The sequence below is a fragment of the Pelosinus sp. UFO1 genome (assembly GCF_000725345.1).
In the GTDB taxonomy this organism is placed as follows: domain Bacteria; phylum Bacillota; class Negativicutes; order DSM-13327; family DSM-13327; genus Pelosinus.
The window spans coordinates 2,240,286-2,257,346 of sequence record NZ_CP008852.1; the positions used below are offsets into that span (position 1 = coordinate 2,240,286).

Annotated in this window: 20 protein-coding genes; all 20 read left to right on the forward strand. The window is 36.8% G+C overall.

The window, feature by feature from the left end:
• Position 1 precedes the first annotated feature (1 nt).
• The 20 genes from fabG to ylqF all read left to right on the forward strand — a co-directional run bounded on the left by fabG (position 2) and on the right by ylqF (position 16,972).
• A complete protein-coding gene (gene fabG, locus UFO1_RS10400; RefSeq protein WP_038670554.1) occupies positions 2-745 on the forward strand; it encodes a 3-oxoacyl-[acyl-carrier-protein] reductase in 744 nt (247 codons plus the stop codon).
• Between the two features lie 30 nt (positions 746-775).
• Positions 776-1,012: an acyl carrier protein gene (locus UFO1_RS10405; protein WP_038670556.1), complete on the forward strand. Its 237-nt coding sequence runs from the start codon at positions 776-778 to the stop codon at positions 1,010-1,012.
• Positions 1,013-1,106: 94 nt separating this feature from the next.
• Positions 1,107-2,054: a nitronate monooxygenase family protein gene (locus UFO1_RS10410; RefSeq protein WP_038670558.1), complete on the forward strand. Its 948-nt coding sequence runs from the start codon at positions 1,107-1,109 to the stop codon at positions 2,052-2,054.
• Positions 2,055-2,070: 16 nt separating this feature from the next.
• The gene (gene fabF, locus UFO1_RS10415; protein ID WP_038670561.1) at positions 2,071-3,312 is read left to right on the forward strand and encodes a beta-ketoacyl-ACP synthase II; all 1,242 of its coding nucleotides are present in this window, start codon (positions 2,071-2,073) and stop codon (positions 3,310-3,312) included.
• Between the two features lie 6 nt (positions 3,313-3,318).
• Positions 3,319-4,047, forward strand: a complete 729-nt coding sequence (gene rnc, locus UFO1_RS10420; RefSeq protein ID WP_038670562.1) for a ribonuclease III — start codon at positions 3,319-3,321, stop codon at positions 4,045-4,047.
• Between the two features lie 98 nt (positions 4,048-4,145).
• Entirely contained in the window at positions 4,146-5,207 is a 1,062-nt protein-coding gene (locus UFO1_RS10425) for an elongator complex protein 3 (protein ID WP_038670564.1), read from the forward strand.
• A 79-nt stretch (positions 5,208-5,286) separates the two neighbouring features.
• Positions 5,287-5,547: a stage V sporulation protein S gene (locus UFO1_RS10430; protein ID WP_038670566.1), complete on the forward strand. Its 261-nt coding sequence runs from the start codon at positions 5,287-5,289 to the stop codon at positions 5,545-5,547.
• Between the two features lie 224 nt (positions 5,548-5,771).
• Positions 5,772-9,329, forward strand: a complete 3,558-nt coding sequence (smc, locus tag UFO1_RS10435) for a chromosome segregation protein SMC (protein ID WP_038670568.1) — start codon at positions 5,772-5,774, stop codon at positions 9,327-9,329.
• Positions 9,330-9,355: 26 nt separating this feature from the next.
• A complete protein-coding gene (ftsY, locus tag UFO1_RS10440) occupies positions 9,356-10,273 on the forward strand; it encodes a signal recognition particle-docking protein FtsY (RefSeq protein WP_038670569.1) in 918 nt (305 codons plus the stop codon).
• Positions 10,274-10,353: 80 nt separating this feature from the next.
• On the forward strand, positions 10,354-10,713 hold the full coding sequence (ylxM, locus tag UFO1_RS10445) for a YlxM family DNA-binding protein (RefSeq protein ID WP_236639376.1): 360 nt from the start codon (positions 10,354-10,356) through the stop codon (positions 10,711-10,713).
• A 1-nt stretch (position 10,714) separates the two neighbouring features.
• Positions 10,715-12,067, forward strand: a complete 1,353-nt coding sequence (gene ffh / locus UFO1_RS10450; RefSeq protein ID WP_038670570.1) for a signal recognition particle protein — start codon at positions 10,715-10,717, stop codon at positions 12,065-12,067.
• A gap of 36 nt (positions 12,068-12,103) precedes the next feature.
• Positions 12,104-12,385, forward strand: coding sequence for a 30S ribosomal protein S16 (gene rpsP, locus UFO1_RS10455; protein WP_007934559.1), 282 nt, complete (start codon positions 12,104-12,106; stop codon positions 12,383-12,385).
• Between the two features lie 6 nt (positions 12,386-12,391).
• On the forward strand, positions 12,392-12,619 hold the full coding sequence (locus UFO1_RS10460) for a KH domain-containing protein (protein ID WP_038670572.1): 228 nt from the start codon (positions 12,392-12,394) through the stop codon (positions 12,617-12,619).
• Positions 12,620-12,773: 154 nt separating this feature from the next.
• A complete protein-coding gene (locus UFO1_RS10465; protein WP_038670573.1) occupies positions 12,774-13,181 on the forward strand; it encodes a YlqD family protein in 408 nt (135 codons plus the stop codon).
• Between the two features lie 5 nt (positions 13,182-13,186).
• Positions 13,187-13,687: a ribosome maturation factor RimM gene (rimM, locus tag UFO1_RS10470; RefSeq protein ID WP_038670574.1), complete on the forward strand. Its 501-nt coding sequence runs from the start codon at positions 13,187-13,189 to the stop codon at positions 13,685-13,687.
• Positions 13,687-14,433 carry a tRNA (guanosine(37)-N1)-methyltransferase TrmD gene (gene trmD / locus UFO1_RS10475; protein ID WP_038670575.1) on the forward strand — a complete coding sequence of 249 codons (747 nt, stop codon included), beginning with the start codon at positions 13,687-13,689 and terminating at the stop codon, positions 14,431-14,433. The genes rimM and trmD overlap by 1 nt, the downstream gene beginning before the upstream one ends.
• Position 14,434: 1 nt before the next feature.
• Complete coding sequence (locus tag UFO1_RS10480; protein ID WP_038670576.1) at positions 14,435-15,010, forward strand: RNA methyltransferase; 576 nt, start codon at positions 14,435-14,437, stop codon at positions 15,008-15,010.
• A 134-nt stretch (positions 15,011-15,144) separates the two neighbouring features.
• Complete coding sequence (rplS, locus tag UFO1_RS10485; RefSeq protein ID WP_038670577.1) at positions 15,145-15,486, forward strand: 50S ribosomal protein L19; 342 nt, start codon at positions 15,145-15,147, stop codon at positions 15,484-15,486.
• A gap of 56 nt (positions 15,487-15,542) precedes the next feature.
• A complete protein-coding gene (lepB, locus tag UFO1_RS10490; protein ID WP_038670578.1) occupies positions 15,543-16,070 on the forward strand; it encodes a signal peptidase I in 528 nt (175 codons plus the stop codon).
• 32 nt (positions 16,071-16,102) lie between these two features.
• The gene (gene ylqF, locus UFO1_RS10495) at positions 16,103-16,972 is read left to right on the forward strand and encodes a ribosome biogenesis GTPase YlqF (RefSeq protein WP_038670580.1); all 870 of its coding nucleotides are present in this window, start codon (positions 16,103-16,105) and stop codon (positions 16,970-16,972) included.
• Positions 16,973-17,061: the final 89 nt, after the last annotated feature.

A 17,061-nucleotide genomic window follows, 5' to 3' on the forward strand; every position in this document is an offset into this window, starting at 1 on the left:
AATGCATTTAGATGGTAAAGTTGCAATTATTACTGGCGCATCAAGAGGGATTGGTCGTTCTGTAGCAATCCAATTAGCCAAATCCGGAGCTAAAGTAGTAATTAACTATGCTGGTAATACAGCCGCAGCTGAAGAGGTTAAGAATATAATTGTGGCTGCTGGTGGTCAAGCTATTGTTTGCCAGGCAGATGTTGGCAATATGGAAGCTGTAGATGCAATGATTAAAGAAACGATCGATACTTTCGGCAAAGTTGATATTTTAGTCAATAATGCGGGAATTACTCGTGATAACCTTTTAATGCGTATGAAGGAAGACGACTGGGATGCTGTCATGAATATTAATTTAAAAGGTGTCTTCGTTTGCACTAAGATAGTTTCTCGTATTATGATGAAGCAAAAATCTGGCAAAATTATCAACATGACTTCTGTTGTAGGTTTAATGGGAAATGCTGGTCAAGCAAATTATGCAGCGGCTAAAGCAGGCGTTATCGGATTCACTAAATCTATGGCCAAAGAATTGGCATCTAGAGGAATTACAGTTAATGCAATTGCTCCAGGATTTATTAACACCGATATGACTGCCGTTTTATCTGAGCAAGTAAAAGAAGGTTTAACGGAAAAAATACCTGTAGGAAGATTAGGCAATCCTGAAGATGTTGCAGCTGCTGTAGTATTCTTAGCTTCTGACTCGGCAAACTATATTACGGGTCAAACTTTGAATGTCGATGGTGGTATGGTAATGTAAACAAACGCCTTTTGAAAGGAGGTGAATATCGTGACAACATTTGACAAAGTAAAACAGATATCAGTAGAACAACTTGGAGTTGATGAAGCTGATGTTACTATGGACTCTACGTTTATTGATGATTTGGGTGCTGACTCCCTTGATATCGTTGAGTTAATTATGGCATTTGAAGAGGAATTCAACATTGAAATTCCTGATGAAATAGCTGAAAAAATTAAAGCTGTAAAAGACGCTGTAGACTACATAGAGAAAGAAAAACAAGGTTAATTTTTTGTAGTAAAAGAAGAAGTCCCGTGAAATAATGATTTTTCGCGGGACTTTCTTAAAAAGACAATGTCCTAGCGAATGGAGGAGTTATAACTTGAAACTTCCAGAACTGAAAATAGGTAATTTAGTGGCAAAAGTGCCAATTATACAAGGTGGAATGGCAATCCGAATTTCCACTGCTCGTTTAGCAGCAGCCGTAGGTGAAGCTGGTGGTATTGGATTGATTGCTGCTTCCGGTATGAGCTTTGATGAATTGCGTAAAGAAATTCGCTTAGCGCGATCACTTACGACTGGAATTATTGGAATCAATGCAATGGTAGCAGCAAGGGAATTTGCTGGACTCGTAAAAACAGCAATAGAAGAAGGTATTGATTTAGTAGTTGCTGGTGCTGGATTCTCTCGTGATATGTTTGGTCTGGGGAAAGAATCGGGCACACCGATTGTGCCAATTGTTTCTTCTGCAAAATTAGCTAGAATTTCGGAATCACTTGGAGCTTCTGCCGTAATTGTAGAAGGTAAAGAAGCCGGTGGACATTTAGGTACTGATAAACCCTTACATTTTTTACTTCCTGATATTAAGAATGCAGTGAAAATTCCAGTGATTGGTGCTGGTGGTATTATTAACGGTAGGGATATTGTTGATACACTAAGACTCGGTGCTGATGGTGTGCAAATGGGAACTCGATTTGCAGCCAGTGAGGAATCAAATGCTGCACCTGCCTTAAAAGAATTTTATTTAAAGGCTAAGCATGAAGATATTGTTTTAATTAATAGTCCAGTAGGACTACCTGGTCGTGCTATAAAAAATCCATTTGCTGAGAAAATTATTGGAAGTACTGCACCTGTTCCTGAAAGTTGTGATGCATGTTTAAAACATTGTGCAAAAAACTTTTGCATTATCAAAGCGTTAATTCGCGCTCAACAGGGTGATGTAGAAACTGGATTAGTATTTACTGGTGAGTACATTCATAAAATAGATGAAATACTACCTGTTAAAGAAATTTTCAATAGACTTCTTGCAGAGGTCGAGGTTATAAATTAACGTGAGGTGATTCCTTTTGAAAAAACGAGTTGTAATAACAGGGTTAGGTGCAGTTACACCTATTGGAATTGGTAAGGAAAAATTTTGGCAAGCACTTTTAGAAGGTAAATCTGGAATTGGTAAGATCACTCGTTTTGACGCAAGTGAATATACTACACAGATTGCTGGGGAAGTTAAAGATTTTGATCCAGCACAATATATAGATAAAAAAGAAGCAAAACGTATGGACAGATTTACTCAGTTTGCAGTAGCTGCTAGTAAAATGGCTTTTGATGATTCCGGTATTGACTTACAATCAGAAGATCTTACTCGAATTGGTACTATGATTGGTACTGGTATTGGCGGAATGGATACTTTGAATGAACAATACAAAAATTTGTTTGATAAAGGGCCAAGCCGTATTAGTCCATTTTTTATACCAATGATGATTGGTAACATGGCCGCCGGACAAACATCTATCACTTTTGGCTTACAAGGTCCATGTAACTGTGTGACTACAGCTTGTGCAACAGGTACAAATGCAATTGGTGATGCATTTAAAGTGATCCAACGTGGTGATGCAGATGTTATGGTTGCAGGCGGAACGGAAGCAGCTATTTCCCCTATTGCTGTAGCAGGTTTTTGTTCTATGAAAGCCTTGTCTACTCGTAACGATGAACCAGAAAAAGCTTCACGTCCTTTTGATAAAGATCGCAATGGCTTTGTTATGGGAGAGGGTTCTGGCGTAGTAATCCTTGAGTCTTTAGAACATGCGTTAGCAAGAGGTGCACATATTTACGCAGAGATAATTGGTTATGGTTTTAATGCAGATGCTTACCATATTACCGCACCAGCCCCTGAAGGAGCACAAGCTGCTAAATGTATGGCTATGGCTCTTAAGGATGGAGATATAGAACCAGAAGCTGTTGATTATATCAATGCTCATGGAACTTCAACTCCTCTAAACGATAAGAATGAAACATTAGCAATAAAATCATTATTTGGTGAGCATGCCTATAAATTGGCCGTTAGTTCTATTAAGTCTATGACTGGACATTTACTTGGAGCAGCAGGCGGAATTGAGTGTATTGCTACTGCCTTAACCATAGAAAATGGCCAAATTCCTCCTACTATTAATTGTGATGAACCTGATGAAGAACTAGATCTAGATTATGTTCCTCATACATCTCGCAAGCAAGTGGTTAATGTCGCACTATCGAATTCCTTAGGGTTTGGTGGACATAATGCAACTATCTTATTAAAAAAATTCCAAAAGTAATATGATATGATTGAGATGCTTACAAAAAAAAGAATGGATTCTTTGGCCAAATTATCGGATCAATTGGGCGTACCATTTACCGATGTAAATTTATTGCACCAAGCTCTTACCCATACTTCTTATGCAAATGAATCAAAAAAAACAGTTATTTCTCATAACGAGCGACTAGAGTTTCTAGGTGATGCTGTATTAGATTTGATTGTTAGTGAATATCTATTCCGCCAATTAAAGAACCTTCCAGAGGGTGAATTAACAAAAGCCCGAGCGGTAATCGTATGTGAGCCCACTTTGGCTCGCTGCGCTGCCGAGCTTGGTATTGGAGAATACTTGTTTCTCGGGAAGGGCGAAGCTGGTTCTGGTGGTCGTGAACGTGCTTCCATTTTAGCGGATGCTTTCGAGGCTGTAATTGGTGCTATCTACTTAGATAGTGGTTTTCTTAGTGTTTCTAATTTTGTTTTAAGGCAACTTAATGCCGATTTAAAGTTGGTTGAACGCGGTGAGTATGTGAAAGATTATAAAACTGTACTCCAGGAAGTTGTTCAGAAAAAAACGGATAGCAAAATTATCTATGAAATTATTTCGGAGAATGGTCCTGACCATAACAAAATGTTTGAAATAATTGTCTTAGTGAATGGGGATTCTTTAGGTAATGGACTGGGGAAAAGTAAAAAAGAAGCTGAACAACACGCAGCGAAGCAAGCTTTAATGAAACTGGGAATTATAAATACTAACTAATATGGGCGACCGTTAGGTCGTCTTTATTAATTAGCATTTATAATTAATACTAATCTACTAAACTTATCAGAGAGTTTTATAAAAATTAGGGAGGAATTATGAAGCATTTTATTATTCCTGTATTTATTCCACACTTTGGATGTATCCATAGTTGTGTTTTTTGTAATCAACAAAAAATTACTGGCAGAAATACTCCTGTAAACTCTCAAGAAGTAGCAGATATCATTGATGAACATTTGGGTAGAATTACTGAAAAGCGACACATTGAAGTGGCTTTTTATGGTGGAAGTTTTACGGCACTTACTATTGAAATACAATCAGAGTTGCTAAAACCTGCTTATATTGCACTAAAAGCAAAAAAAATTCATGGGATTCGCCTTTCTACTCGTCCAGATTGTATTACAAATGAGATTGTGCAGAACCTTATGCAATACGGAGTTTCAACTATCGAATTAGGGGTTCAATCACTTGATAATAAAGTATTAGAAGCAAGTGCTAGGGGACACAGTTGCAGCGATGTATTTGAAGCTGTTACGATTATTAAAAATATGGGATTATTTTGCGGGCTCCAATTAATGCCAGGTTTACCTCAAGAAGACTGGAAAAGTCTGATTCGTACTGCACAGGGCATAATAAAACTTGCCCCAGATTTTATAAGGATTTACCCCACGCTAGTAATAGCCCATACACGTCTAGCTGATATGTACCATGAAGGAAGTTACAAAGCACTATCCTTAACCACTGGAATCACTTATGGAGCCTTTTTAAAATTACTTTTCGATCAGTATAAAATACCAGTCATTCGAACTGGTTTGCAAGCAACAGAGGAGTTAGATAAAAGCAGCGTAGTCCTAGCCGGTCCTTACCATCCTGCCTTTGGTGAAATGGTTGATTCTTATATCTTTTATGTTATGTTAGCCCATTTCGCAGAATTAGTACTTTTATTAAAGGAAAGTACCGATGAAATTATTATTCATCATCATCCTCGTGATACGTCTAAAGTTAGAGGTGTGTCCAATAGTAATATGAAAAAATTCAAATCTACTTATAATGCTAAAAATATTATTCTAAAGCAAGATGGCTTACATATTAATGAAGTAATCGTTGAGTACCAAGATATATATTATGTTATTAATAAAAAAATGTTATTTTATATTTAATTCTAAAAAAGGAATTTAAAGGAAATCAATAGAATACTATATAGTGTAGTAAGTCCTGATCCCAAAAGGAGGTTAGCGAATGGATGTGCTCAAAGTATCTGCACAATCAAATCCTAAATCTGTAGCAGGAGCCTTGGCTGCAGTGTTACGAGAAAGAGGTTCTGCCGAAGTACAGGCAGTAGGTGCCGGCGCCGTTAATCAAGCTATTAAAGCAGTTGCAATAGCTCGTGGGTTTGTAGCGCCGAATGGTATTAATTTAATTGCGATTCCTGCTTTTGCCGAAATTGTTATTGATGGTGAACAACGTACTGCGATCCGTTTTATTGTGGAGCCCAGATAGAAACTTTACATTGCTAAGTTCCTAAATGTAGTCAGGAACTCCTAGTATTCTATTTAGAATTAGAAATTAATAACTTTAATTTCGTAAAAAAACCTGTTTGCTATGCAAACAGGTTTTTTATTCAAGCATGTTGTATAAAGCTTTGACACATGGTAAAATTTTAAGGTTAGGGTTAATTGAAGAAATAATTAAATTAATAATAATTATATGTGTGGTGATTTAGTTTGTTATTGCGCAGGCTTGAAGCGTATGGATTTAAATCTTTTGCTGACAAAACAGAAGTAGAATTCGGCCCTGGTATTACTGCTATTGTTGGTCCAAACGGCAGCGGTAAAAGTAATATCTCTGATGCGATTCGTTGGGTGCTTGGAGAGCAAAGTATACGTAATTTACGCGGGACTAAAATGGAAGATGTAATCTTTGCGGGTAGTTTAGGGCGTAGGCCTCTAGGGGCAGCTGAAGTCTCCGTAGTTTTTGACAATAGTGATGGAACATTGCCCTTAGATTTTAATGAAATAATTATCACTCGTCGCGTTTTTCGTTCTGGTGATAGTGAATATTTCATTAATAAAGCAGCTTGCCGTTTAAAGGATATTTATGAATTACTAGCTGATACAGGTCTAGGCAGGGATGCTATGACTGTTATAGGACAAAATAAAGTGGATGAAGTCTTAAATAGTAAACCCGAAGAACGTCGTTTATTATTTGAGGAATCCGCTGGTATTTCCAAATATAAACAGCGAAAAAAAGAAGCATTACGCAAATTAGAAGATACTACGCAAAATCTGATTCGAGTTTCAGATATAACAAATGAGATTGAGGACCAACTTGTACCCTTAAAAGAAAGTGCTGAACGTACAAAACAATATAATACATTAAAAACAGAACTAACTTCCTGCCAAGTAACATTACTTTTGAATACATTAGAAAAATCAGAGAAAATGATAGAAAGTGCTAGCTTGCAGAAAGACCATTTAACAGTAGAAGAACTTACTATTAGTACTAATTTGAGTTTAAAAGAAACGGATAAAGAAAAGTTAACAACGGAACTCATACAAACAGAAGAAAAACTTACCTTCTATACTACATCGATTAATCAAGCAGACACAGAATTAGAAAGACTTCACGGTAAAGTAGCCGTACTAGAAGAGCGAATTCTGCAAGGCAAACGTAATCAGGATCGAATAATAGATGAGCTAACTCGTATGGAAAAGCAGAAAAGTGAGCTAGAGAGAAAAAACAGCGAGATAAATGAAACTCTTTCTGAGAAGAAAAAACTGAATGAAAATCTGCAACAAATTTTAGTAGATAAGAATGTACTTTATCAAAATATAGTTACAACGTTAGAGCAAGCTGAAAAGCAGTTAGAAACTAGCAAAGAAAAAACACTTATTTTTTTGCAAGAGGTTATTGAAGAACGAAACCGACTCGCAACAATAAAAGATGATATTAAAAGAATTGATTTACGCCAAGATAACTTCGATCAAGAATATCAAAATTATAATATCCAGCTAAAACAAGCGGAAGAAGCATATAATAAGATCCTAACGGAAAACGAAGCAATAAAAACGAAAGTAAATGAATTGAATGAAGAGAATAAATCTTTATTAACCGCAAGAAAAGCCCTTGAAGAAAAGTTACAAACTATATTACAACAAGAAAAACTACTTACTACCCAAGTGAATGAATCGCACTCGCGCTTTAAAATACTATCGAGTATGCAAAATGAGTATGAAGGATTTTCTCGCGGTATTAAAAGTGTTTTGAAAAGTAAGGCCAGTTGGCATAGCGGTATTTGTGGTGCTGTTGCTCAAAATATAACCGTACCTGATAACTATATTACAGCTATCGAAATTGCATTAGGTGGTGCCCTGCAATATATTATTACGGAGAATTCAGATACCGCCAAACAAGCAATGCAATTTTTAAAAAATGAACGACTAGGACGTGCTACTTTTCTGCCACTCAATACAATTAAACCTTTCAAACGTCGAGAATCTGATCTAACGATTGCGAAACTGCCCGGATCACTAGGATTTGCTGCAGATCTCGTACATTGTGAGCCTCGCTATCGTGAGGTAATTGAATTTCTATTAGGTCGTACTATTATTGCAGAGAATATTGATATTGCCCTTATCATTGCTAAAAAGTCTGACTTTTCCATAAAGATAGTTACACTGGACGGAGAAGTATTAAATCCTGGTGGTTCTATGACAGGTGGTAGTACCAATAAACGAGAATCTAGTTTTTTAGGCCGAAATAATGAAATAGAAGCGATTAAGATAAATATAGAATCTATGACACAGGAACTAACTACAATCCAAGCTAAGGTAGTTACGCTACAAAATGATGCACTACATATTGATAGTAAGGTAACTTCACTTCAGAAAAATCGCCAGCTTATTGAAATTCGCGTAGCTGAGATTACTGTCCATACTGAAAAATTAATGTTTGAAAAAGAACGGCTTACCTCGTTATTGGCTACAATTGCAGACTCAAAAACTACCTGTATACAGGAAAAAACACAGTTAGTATTAGCGCTATCTCAAAGTGAAAAAGCAATTAATACACTTGAAGATCGTGATAATCAACACAAGGAATTTATTACGATTGGACAAAAGAAATGTAAGGAATTACAAGGTTCAAAAGAAATTTTACAAGCAAGTTTAACAGATATTAAAATTGACATTACAGCCCTGCAGCAAGAAATTACCGCTATTACTACAAATTATGAACAATATGAAGAATCGAAGGAACTGATTAAGAGTCAGCTGCAAAACTTACTCGTAGAAAAGAGCAATATTACACAACAAATAGAATTAGCCAATCAAGAGCTAATAAGTAATTCAAATAAACATCAAGTCTTATCTGAAGAAAAGATCAATTATGAGCAGCATCATAAAACCCAATATGGAGTAAAACTTACGCTCTTAACAACATTACAGCATCTTGAAAAAGAGTTAAAAGAGTTAAGGCGCAAACATCATGAAATACAGACACGTCTACATGAAAGTGAGCTTTTAGCCACAAAGTATAACTACGAAATAACGCACTCCATGGAACAATTAGAACAACAGTTTTCCTTAACTATAGAACAAGCTAAGGAACTTTACCGTACTGAAAGTATTGATATAATTTCGAGTATGGTAAAAAAATTAGAAAATGAACTTATCTTATTAGGCCCAGTTAATCATGGAGCCGTCGAAGACTATGTTCGCTTACAAGAAAGATGTGATTTTCTACAAAAGCAGTACCAAGACCTAACGCAAGCCAAAGAATATTTGGCCTCCATTATTACTGACATTGATAATACAATGTCAGCAAAGTTCTTACTCGCTTTTACAAAAATTAATGAACATTTTAGTAATATTTTTTCACGCTTATTCGGCGGTGGACAAGCTCAGTTAAACTTGGTGGATCCAGATAATATTTTGAGTACAGGTATTGAGATTATAGTACAGCCACCAGGTAAAAAGTTACAAAACCTAATACTATTATCAGGCGGGGAACGGGCTCTTACTGTTATTGCACTTCTATTTGCTTTTTTAGCGTATCGTCCGGCACCATTTATTGTAGTGGATGAAATCGATGCCCCTTTAGATGAAGCAAATATAGACCGCTTACGCGATTTTCTACGCGATTATGCAGAGCATACCCAATTTATAGTTGTTACCCATCGTAAGGGAACTATGGAGGCTGCTAATATTATACATGGTGTTACTATGGAGCAATCAGGGATATCACGTTTAGTTTCAGTTAAATTGATGGATAAAATAGGATAATAATAAAAACGGAGGAATATTGAATTATGGGCTTTTTTGATAAATTAAAAGCAGGTTTAGATAAAACCAGAAAAAATCTTACAGAAAAAATTGAGCAACTGGTCACTGGCTATGCCACAATCGATGACGAATTTCTTGATGATTTGGAAGCCATATTATTATCAGCAGATGTCGGTGTGCATACAACCAGTAAACTAATGGTTGATATAAAAAAAGGTATAAAAAATAAAGAAATTAATAGTCCAGAAGATTTAAAACCTTTTTTACAGAATAAAATTAGTGCTATGTTATCAGATGTTGTAATGGAAACAAATATGGCGACTAATCCACCTACCGTAATTGTAGTAGTTGGGGTGAATGGTGTGGGAAAAACTACTACAATCGGTAAATTAGGTCAATACTATCGAGATCAAGGTTATAAAGTGATGTTGGCAGCGGCTGATACTTTTCGCGCGGCGGCCATTGATCAATTAGAAATATGGGGTACAAGAACAGGATCTGAAATCATTAAACATAAGGAAGGCTCTGATCCTGCAGCCGTAGCTTTTGATGCTGTACAATCGGCCAAAGCAAAAAAAATGGACATAGTTATTATTGATACGGCTGGACGTCTTCATACCAAATCCAACTTAATGGAGGAATTGAAAAAAATAGGACGAGTCATTAGTCGCGAAATTCCCGATGCACCTCACGAAACATTGTTAGTACTGGATGCCACTACGGGACAAAATGCCATTAACCAAGCAAAATTATTTGGAGAAGCAATCCCATTGTCTGGTATTGTACTCACAAAGCTTGATGGTACAGCCAAAGGCGGCGTTGTTATCGCTATTAAAAATGAACTCAATTTACCTGTAAAATGGGTAGGGGTAGGGGAGACAGCCAATGATTTACGTCCTTTCATACCTCAAGATTTTGTTCAAGCACTCTTCGCTGACAAGTAAAAACACTTGACACTAAATAGAATTTGTTTTATAATATGGGTGTAAAGCATTTTCCCTTGTCAGTAAAGAGGTGATTTTAATTGTTAGATAAAGTTTTGCATATTATAGCGCTGTTCGATTTTTACGGTGCCTTATTGACTGATAAACAACGTCTTTCTATGGAAATGCATTATCTCAATGATTTATCGCTGGCTGAGATCGCTGATGAACTGGGGGTAACTAGACAAGCAGTTCATGATATATTAAAAAGGGCAGAACAAGTTCTTATTGATTATGAAGATAAATTGAAGTTTGTTGAGCGGCATCAACGTGAACAACAAACTATACAACATATATATCAATTGATAGGTGAATTGCCAAAAGAAATACGGCAATTGCCTAAGTTATATTTAGCAGTGCAAGAGTTGAATTGTTTGTTAGACTATTCAAAAGAGGTGTAGTATGGTTTTTGAAGGGTTAGCCGATAAGTTACAAAATACTTTTAAAAAATTGCGTGGTAGAGGCAAATTATCAGAAGCTGATATTAACGATGCAATGCGTGAAGTACGGATGGCGCTATTAGAAGCGGATGTTAACTTCAAAGTTGTAAAAGATTTTATTGCTAAGATAAAAGAGCAGGCTATTGGACAAGAGGTCATGCAAAGTCTTACACCAGCTCAATTCGTAGTGAAAATTGTAAATGATGAATTGACTGCTCTGATGGGTGGAACACAAAGTCGTATAACAGTTTCCTCTAGACCGCCAACTGTCATTATGTTAGTTGGGTTGCAAGGTGCTGGCAAGACAACTACAGCTGGTAAATTAGCTCATTTGCTTAAAAAGCAAAGTAAGCGTCCAATGTTAGTAGCTGCTGATATATATCGTCCTGCTGCTATAAAGCAGTTACAGGTTTTAGGTGGACAGCTCGATATACCCGTTTTTACTCTTGAAGATTCCAAAGATGCTGTTCTGATTGCCCAAAAGGCAATCGAATACGCTAATTCCTATGCTCGGGATACTGTCATTATTGATACTGCTGGTCGATTACACATTAATGAAGACTTGATGCAGGAACTAAAATCAATAAAAACAACTGTTAAGCCACACGAAATACTTTTGGTTGTTGATGCAATGACAGGACAAGATTCTGTTACTGTAGCGGAATCTTTTAATAAAGATCTAGGCCTAGATGGGGTTATTTTAACAAAACTTGATGGGGATGCGCGCGGTGGTGCGGCCCTATCAATTAAAGCTGTTACTGGTTGTCCTATTAAATTTGCCGGTATGGGTGAAAAGCTTGATGCTCTTGAAGTATTTCATCCTGATCGAATGGCATCCCGTATTTTGGGCATGGGAGATGTGCTTAGCTTAATTGAAAAAGCTGGTGCTTCCATTGATTTGGAACAAGCCAAAGAAATGGAGAAAAAATTTCGTAAAGAAGATTTTAATCTAGATGATTTCTTAACTCAATTACAGCAAGTACGTAAGTTAGGCCCCTTAGATCAAATCTTAGGCATGCTACCTGGCATGGGGGATTTAAAAAAATTAAAAGATGTAGAAATTGATGAAAAAGAATTAACACGTACGGAAGCCATTATACGTTCTATGACGAAAAAAGAGCGTCGAGATGCTTCTTTGATAAATGGCAGTCGTCGCAAACGTATTGCTATTGGTAGTGGAACTAGAGTACAAGATGTGAACAAATTACTCAAACAATTTGCAGAGGCAAAAAAAATGATGAAACGTTTTCAAGATATGCAAAAAGGCGGTAAAAAATCCTTTGGTGGTTTTAAATTGCCTTTCATGCAAAAATAGTTTTAAAATGAGTATTCTATGAAGGAGGTGATTTTTGTGGCAGTAAAAATTCGTTTAATGCGTATGGGTGCGAAGAAAAACCCTTTCTACCGTGTGGTTGTGGCTGATTCCCGCGCTCCTCGTGATGGACGTTCTATCGAAACTTTAGGACATTATGATTCCACTGTTGAACCTGCAATTGTTAAAATTGATGAAGATAAAGCCATCAGTTGGATGCAAAAAGGTGCACAACCTACTGATACCGTTAAAGCTCTTTTCAGTAAGGCTGGTATCATGAAAAAATGGGATGAACTAAAGCGTACAAAGAAAGAGGCGTAATTAACTATGAAAGATTTAGTTGGGGTTATCGCCAAAGCATTAGTTAAAAACCAGGAGCAAGTTAGTGTCACCGAATCCGTTGATGCTGACACCACTATTTATGAGTTGCATGTAGCCTCTGAAGATATGGGGAAAGTTATTGGCAAGCAAGGTCGTATTGCTAAAGCAATGCGGACGGTTGTCAAAGCAGCAGCTACTCGTGAAAACAAGAAAATAATGATAGAAATAATTTAGTTCGTGTATAATTACACGACTAAATTATACAAACTATTAGAAAAGGTTCAGATGCAAGTCGCGCAGATAAGAAGAATGTAGTAACATACATGTCCTTAGGAAGCGCTACATTGCAGATGGGCCTTTTCCAACAAAAATAGGAGAGTGGACAAACATGGATAGTATTACATTAAAGTGTCCAGTAACCATTAAGGCTAAAGTTACAGAAGAACTCAAAAAGAATTTGGCAGCTGAAATTCAAGAAAACATACGCAAAGCAGATATTGAATTGCAACAAATTGAATTTCATGCAAAACGTATGCTAAATGAACAAGCCATGGCAGATGCGCAAGGCCTTACTGCACTTCGCCAACAAATTGATGGTGAAACCCAAAAACGTCTTGAGTACAAAAACCATATGACAGAAAAGCTAAAAGAAACAGCTCAATTGGAACTTGGTGCAGAAATTGCTCAAGGAACCTTAGAACAAATCGTTACAGTAAAAGTTGGCGATGATTTACATAAGTTTATGAATGCTGAAATTTTGCTAGAAGATGGCAAAGTTATCGCTTTTAGAAACTAATTATTATGATGGATAATATGATTGTAATTGGGAAAATTGGTGCCCCTCAAGGGGTGCGAGGTGAAGTTCGTGTTACACCCTTAACCGATTTTCCGGAGCGATTTCGTGAGCTAAAAACTGCATTACTTGATGATGGAACTAGTTTGCCTATCGAAAGTGTAAGATATCATCAACAATTTGTGTTACTAAAATTCCGTGGAATGGATAATCGAAATGATATTGAACATTTACGAGGGAAATTAATAAAAGTAGAACGTAAGGACTTGGTAGAATTACCAGCTGGCCATTATTATATCTTTGATATTGTTGGTCTAGAAGTATATACCGAGGAAGAAGAGTACCTAGGTAAGGTTACAGATGTTTTGGAGACAGGTAGCAATGATGTCTATATTGTTGAACAAAAGGATAAGCAACCTTTACTAATCCCAGCACTAAAAAGCGTAGTCTTACAAATTGACATTCCTAGTGGAAAAATGATTGTAAAATTACAGGAATGGGAAGAATAATGCGTATTGATGTTGTATCATTATTTCCTGAAATGTTCACTGGTCCTTTGGGGCATAGTATTATAAAACGAGCACAAGAAGCTGACATTTTAAAGGTCAATGTGACAAATCCACGCGACTTTACTTTTGACAAACACAACATTGTTGATGACTATCCTTTTGGTGGTGGAGCTGGTATGGTAATGAAGCCAGAGCCTATTTTTCGAACTGTAGATAGTATTATTGCAGCAAGCAATATTACAAATCGACGAGTTATTTTAATGTGCCCTGGCGGTTATCGACTTGATCAGGCAAAGGTTAAGGAATTAGCTAATTATGACCAACTTATCTTATTATGTGGACATTATGAAGGCATCGATGAACGAGTTAGATTGCACTTAGTAGACGAAAGTATCTCCATCGGTGACTATGTACTAACAGGTGGCGAACTACCAGCTATGGTAATTGTTGATTCTGTTGCTCGTATGTTACCTGGAGTACTTGGCTCTAGTAGTTCAGCTCCAGAAGATTCTTTTTATAATGGTTTGTTAGAATATCCTCAATATACACGACCAAGGGAATTTGAAGGTATGAAAGCACCAGACATATTATTATCTGGCGACCATGCCAAAATTAACCGCTGGCGCAATAAAGAAGCATTAAAAAATACTCTTGAGCGCCGACCAGATTTACTGAAAAATAAAGAGTTAAGCCCAGATGATGCTAAATTATTAGCAGAAATTATAGCGGAGCAGACTGGAGACTAATATGGCTTTACCAATTTATCTCGGCTTAGTACACCACCCTATTTACAATAAAAATAATGAAATTATCACTACGGCGATTACTAACTTTGATATTCACGATATTGCACGTACTTCCCGGACCTATGATATAAAACGATACTTTATTATTCATCCACACGAAAGCCAAACCATGTTAGCAAAGGAAATAATGAATTACTGGCAACATGGTTATGGTGGAGAATATAACCCGGACCGCCGTGAAGCATTTAGTGTATTAGATATTAAAGCAGATATTAAAAGTGCTGTAGAATATATTACTGAATGTGAAGGTAGCAAACCCCTGATTGTTACTACAGATGCTCGCACCTTCCCAAATACTATCTCATATAAAAACATGAGAGATCAAATTGATCTTAGTGGCAGGCCTTGCCTCATTTTATTTGGGACTGGTTGGGGTATTGAAAAATCAGTAATGGAAGAATTTGATTATATTTTAGAACCAATTTATGGCCCTGGTGATTATAACCACTTGCCAGTACGAGCAGCTGTGGCTATTATTTTGGACCGGTTGTTAGGTGAAAAATGGTGGGAGTCATAATAACATTCTGTAATCTCATAATCTACTTGAGTTTATAGAATTGATATGTTATAATTTTTAAGGTGTAACGGACGGTCCACTGCACAATGTAAGAATGGATTGGCATGAACGTCTAGGATAAGGAGGAAATATATATGAATATGATTCAAGCATTAGAACAAGAACAATTACGTCAGGATATCCCTGCATTTAAGCCAGGAGATACTGTACGCGTTCATGTAAAAGTTGTCGAGGGTACTCGTGAGCGTATCCAGGTGTTTGAAGGTGTTGTTATTGGTAGAAGTAATGGCGGAATTCGCGAAACATTTACTGTTAGACGTGTTTCTTACAACGTCGGTGTAGAACGTACATTCCCTGTGCATTCCCCACGTTTGGAAAAAATTGAAGTAGTACGTAAAGGTATCGTACGCCGTGCCAAATTATACTATCTGCGTAAACTTAAAGGTAAAGCAGCTCGTATTAGAGAAAGACGGTAATTACTTAGGGACTGTTTTTTCAGTCCCTTTTCTTCATTTGCGAAGGAGGTTTTACAGTGAGTAACACTAATTTAGGCGAAGAGGTAAAAGATTGGGTAGTCTCAATTCTTATTGCTGTCGTATTAGCCTTTTTTATCCGATATTTTATTGTTGAACTCTATATGGTAGAGGGTCCATCTATGCGTCCCACCTTAGTGAATAGTGAGCGACTCGTAGTAAATAAGTTTATCTATCGCTTCAAAAGCCCTGAAAAAGGTGATGTATTAGTATTTCGCTACCCCAAAGACCCTAGTCGTGATTTTATCAAGCGGGTTATTGCTGTAGCAGGAGATACTATTGAAATAAAAGAGGGCCGCGTATTTTTGAATGGTCAATTATTAAATGAAACCTATATTCTAGAAAAAACCCGTGGCTCCTATCCTTTGTCTACTGTACCTGAAGGGCATATCTTCGTTATGGGAGATAATCGTAACAATTCGGAAGACAGTCGTTTCCGAGATGTTGGTTTTGTGCCTCTAGAAATGATTAAAGGTAAAGCGGTTATGATATTTTGGCCACTTGATCAATTAAAAACTCTCCCTTAAAGTAGAGAATAGCGTAATAGAGAGTGATAACAATGGATGATTTGAATATTAACTGGTTTCCTGGACATATGACAAAAGCTCTGCGGATGATCCAGGCAAATCTAAAATTAGTCGATGTAGTTATTGAATTACTGGATGCCCGTATTCCCGTAAGTAGCGCAAATCCAGTCATTCATCAAATACTCGAAGGTAAGCCGCGAGTAGTAGCCTTAAATAAAATTGATTTGGCTGAACCAGAATATACCAAGCAGTGGATAGAATATTTCCACTCCCAAGGTTTACAAGTAGTTGCCTTAGATTCTATGACTGGAAAAGGTACTAAAGAATTAGTCAGCCAAGTAGAAAAGCTAGGTAGTCTAAAAGCTGCAAAATTAGTTTCAAAAGGTGTAAATGCTCGGGCAGTGCGAGCAATGATTTTAGGAATTCCTAATGTCGGTAAGTCATCTCTTATTAATCGTTTACTAGGAATGAAGGCTGTACGTACCGCTGATAAACCAGGTGTCACCCGGGGTAAACAATGGATTACGATTGGCAAAAATTTAGAATTATTAGACACACCAGGTGTATTATGGCCAAAATTTGAAGACCCTGAAGTTGGATTTAGACTGGCTATGACTGGTGCAATCAATGATGATATCTACGATATTGAAAAAGCGATGTCGAAAATGCTTCTATTTTTACGTGAAAATTATAGCCAACGTTTAATTGAACGATACAATTTGACTTCACCATTACCAGAAGATTCAACTGAACTACTAGGCCTTATTGGAGCACGTCGCGGTTGTCTACGTAGCGGTGGAGTCATTGATTATGAGAAGGCTCGGCGTATGATACTTAATGAATTTCGTAACAGCAAATTAGGAGTATTTACTTTAGATCGGCCGAATAGTGAGCGCAAATAATGAGTGAATGAAAAGGAGTGGTATCCAATACCATTTCTTTTTTTGTATTGTTATACCTTGGGAAAAAAACCAAAAAGGAATTAGCAATC